A 3,791-nucleotide genomic window follows, 5' to 3' on the forward strand; every position below is an offset into this window, starting at 1 on the left:
CCATGACCTTTTGAGTCATAGGATTTTGATCTTCTTCAGCTAAAAATCAACTAATTTTCTTAACTGATCGGCATTACCCTTCGGCGCTTTTTTGTTTTCTTGATTTCATAAATATTATTTTATCACTGAATACTTAAAATTCGTGGCTATATTGTACGGCCACTAGCAAGGCATCTGCATGTGTTGTACCAGTGATAGAAGATAATGCAGTGCTTTCTGAAACCGATACGTCTTTACCAAACAGGTAAGTTGCACCAAAGTCTACATTACTACTTTCAGAAAAGTGATAAGTGAAGCCGCCTGAGAGCCATTGGCGATCTGAGTCAGGCACTGAGATTGAAGTCACTTCATCTTGAGCACTCATGTCGTACATGTAACCGGTTCTCAATGTCCATGTTTCATTTAAGTAATAAGTACCACCAATAGAGAAATGCATTGCATCTTTCCACTTATAAGTATTTACAGTACCAAAAGCATCCGACTCTAATGTGTCAAATGAAGACCAACCTATCCACTGGACACTGTAATGAACTGCATATTTTGTATTTGTAATACGATGATAACCTGAAAATTCAGCTATATCAGGTAAGCCTAAGTATAACGAATCATCTTCACTCGTTACCCCATTAAAGGTTACATCCCCTTTTGCCTCTAATTCTGGACTATAATGATAAGATAATCCAAAACGGTTATTCTTATTTAATTCAAATACGGCACCTACATTAAAACCAACAGCAAAACCTGCAACATCAGCATCTAAAACAGTAATACCGCTATAAGGCCCTAAATCATCGCTTAATGTTCTCTTTAACTCCCCTGTTCCATAAATAATGTCGACTCCAGCACCAAGACTCCATTGTTGATTAAGTCGATAAGAAGCTGCTAACCCTAAATTCAAACTTTTAACATCTGTTAGCCCCCCGAACTCAGAGCCGGAAAATGAGTCATCAAAATCTGTTCGAGTACCAAAATTGGAATATAAATCAACACCAACAGCAAATGTTTCATTGATTGGAAAAATAATGTGAATATTAGGTGAAACTGAAACACCACCTGCGTCATCATAACTTGACTCTGTACCTGATGGTGACGTTAAACTAGTATAAACACCATCAGATACTGAAATATCTGTTTTTAAAATATTCACACCTAACGATAAAGCCGTTTTATCGAACAATGCCATTGCAGCTGCATTACGAGCCATAACAGATGCATTATCGGCAATAACAGCATCACCTGCAAAAGCACGTCCCAATCCTGTTGCAGATTGTGAGTTTAATTGGAAGCCCGCTGCATTGACTTGCAAAGCAGAAAGAGTAAGTGCACTAACGAGTAGTGTTTTTTTAAATAAATGAAGTCCTTGCATCCGAGTGCGCATATTATCATCCTTGGTATTTGGTATTGTGAACTCCGCTTTATCGCAGCGTCACTTGATATTTAATAGTAAGAGCATAATTGAGAATAAATATTTAAATTAAGTTATGCTCTAAAATCGTGATCCGTCGCAAATGCTTTCCATTAATTTATCGAAAATAGCTGAGTTGGGCATGAGTTTCACGATTTTAATTAGCCTCTATCGTATTAGAATCAATAATAAAATCGATAAGAATTAATACGATAGAGAAAGAAAGTACAAAAATTAGTAGACTAGGTGCACTAAATTATTGTCTGATAAGAAAGTATCGTCGGTTGCGCTTAATTTGTTATAACGAATTAAACTACGTAATCCATCAATATAAGCTTGGCCACGCTCCGAATATTTAATCAATGTGCCAGCCAACAATAAACCTGAAAATGATTTATTTACTGCGACTTGTTTAGCACGTAAATTACGTAATGATTGATAAGCAGAAGTGGTATTAATATTTAGCATATAACCTTCAACTGAACCTAAAGGGCTATCAAAACGCGCAATACCATAATTGCCTAATTCTGTTCGTTGTTGTTTTGGTTTAATACCATTACCACTGAAATCCCATTGTCCGAAAAATGCATTCCCCTCCAAGGCAAATCGAGATGTTCCCCATGCGCTTTCTTCTGCAGCTTGTGCTAATGCTAATGAAGGTGGAATAATATTAACGCGTTTCAATAATGTTTGTTTGTCGTCATTGGTTAAAGCGGTTGCTTCATCTTCAATAACTTCATATTTAAGCGCAATAGAAATCAGCTCAGGTGAGGTTAATTTAGCTGTTGTAACGATTTCTCGTTCACGCAAAATATTTTCATTGGATACTAAAACCAACGGTAATATTAAACGTAAGAAAATGCTCTTTTTATTTTCAACGGGCATATTCTTAGAGATATCTTTCCATTTTGGACTCACGCTTTCAAACGTTAAGCGAGGAACTTCTTTGATGCCGTTATCCCAATCTTCAGGCGTATAATGTAACTTTTTAAACACTGCAGTTAGGTCATCAAGTGACGTGATTTTTATTTCGGTTGGATTTGCCATTAGTTTTTCAGAGGTCGAAAGACTCTCTGTACAAGCTGACAAAAACAATACGGTAAGTAATGTAAAAACAATGGATTTTTTCATAAAATAATTTCCAGAAAATAGTGAGTTAACTCTATTTTTAAAGTATCGATGTAACAGGCAATAAATTAATCTAAATTATATATTAGGAAAATTGGCTACATGTTAATAAAATTGATGGGTTAAATAATGTTATATGAGATGTTCAATGAGCATGCACAAAATGATGTATCTATTATAACGAATGAAAGAAGAAATTGGTTAGCAAATTAATTGTAAAGTAAATGTATAAAATAAGTTTGCAATAAAATAGTAAGCGGCGAGAATCAAAGAATCAACATAGATAAAAGTAAAGGTAACAAGCAGTTATTATTGTTATTACCTTCTTTATACTAATTTATACTAGACTAATGAGGACGTTTTTATAAGTCTTAAGTGCCAATATTTATTAATCCAAACATCGTCAATAAATGAATAATAGGTAGCATTAACATACAAACAAGTGCTAACCACATTAGCCAACCTATGAACCCATTACCTGTCATGGTTTTCAAAATACTAGTGCCATGTATTTTACCGACAAAATATAAAAGACCATATTGAATCAACATCACACCAATTACGATCGGCATCGCAGGCAAACCTACTGAATTAATAGCCGCAGGAATAGTTAATAGCGACATGTATGCAACAACAATAATAATGATAAATGCTTTGGGTTTAAATCCCGTTAACTCTTCGAGAACTGAATGACCCGGCTTAGAACCGTTGATATCCATGTAGACCCTCTTTCTATAAAGTTTAAGTTAGCTAAAAAGCTAAATGATTAAAAATGTATAATACCGTGTTATGTACTAAATGTTCCATGATTAGTTAGATAGTGTGATGGTAATTGTATGATGAATAAGATTCGTACAATTATCCACCCTACTTTCATCATTAAAAATTAATAGTCCGAACAACATCATTATTGTTACTTATATTATAGATATACCTTTAATTATGAACGATTAAGGCAATTCGCTTGTTCTTTAAGCAACTAGTGTCTCATTTGCTTAGATACTTCAAATAACACTTGCAATATAATGTGATCTCTATATCATTCGCCGCACTTAAACGGACGCGAGATGGAGCAGTCTGGTAGCTCGTCGGGCTCATAACCCGAAGGTCGTAGGTTCAAATCCTGCTCTCGCAACCAATTCTTATTAAGAAAAAGTTGTCGTTTAAGTGTTTACTAAATCCGGACGCGAGATGGAGCAGTCTGGTAGCTCGTCGGGCTCATAACCCGAAGGTCGTAGGTTCAAATCCTGCTCTCGCA

3 protein-coding genes and 2 tRNA genes are annotated in these 3,791 nt (G+C 35.3%); 2 read left to right on the plus strand and 3 right to left on the minus strand.

Going from position 1 to position 3,791, the window contains the following annotated elements; translation table 11 throughout:
* Positions 1-133: 133 nt before the first annotated feature.
* From Q0794_RS17935 to Q0794_RS17945, 3 genes are all read right to left on the minus strand, one after another.
* Positions 134-1,378 (minus strand): outer membrane protein transport protein, encoded by a 1,245-nt coding sequence (locus tag Q0794_RS17935; RefSeq protein WP_298944237.1) that lies wholly within the window; start codon positions 1,376-1,378, stop codon positions 134-136.
* A 261-nt stretch (positions 1,379-1,639) separates the two neighbouring features.
* Entirely contained in the window at positions 1,640-2,536 is an 897-nt protein-coding gene (locus Q0794_RS17940; protein WP_298944239.1) for a glucosaminidase domain-containing protein, read from the minus strand.
* Between the two features lie 368 nt (positions 2,537-2,904).
* Positions 2,905-3,252, minus strand: a complete 348-nt coding sequence (locus Q0794_RS17945) for a hypothetical protein (RefSeq protein ID WP_298944241.1) — start codon at positions 3,250-3,252, stop codon at positions 2,905-2,907.
* A 342-nt stretch (positions 3,253-3,594) separates the two neighbouring features.
* Between Q0794_RS17945 and Q0794_RS17950 the strand changes: the two genes are divergently transcribed.
* Positions 3,595-3,671 (plus strand) — tRNA-Met (locus Q0794_RS17950).
* Positions 3,672-3,718: 47 nt separating this feature from the next.
* A tRNA-Met gene (locus Q0794_RS17955) sits at positions 3,719-3,791 on the plus strand.

This window comes from uncultured Psychromonas sp., assembly GCF_947489755.1.
Lineage (GTDB): Bacteria > Pseudomonadota > Gammaproteobacteria > Enterobacterales > Psychromonadaceae > Psychromonas.

Coding starts and splice junctions, on each gene's coding strand:
- Q0794_RS17945 (WP_298944241.1), bottom strand. CDS start 3,252: ATGGATATCAACGGTTCTAAGCCGGGTCATTCAGTTCTCGAAGAGTTA.
- Q0794_RS17935 (WP_298944237.1), bottom strand. CDS start 1,378: ATGCGCACTCGGATGCAAGGACTTCATTTATTTAAAAAAACACTACTC.
- Q0794_RS17940 (WP_298944239.1), bottom strand. CDS start 2,536: ATGAAAAAATCCATTGTTTTTACATTACTTACCGTATTGTTTTTGTCA.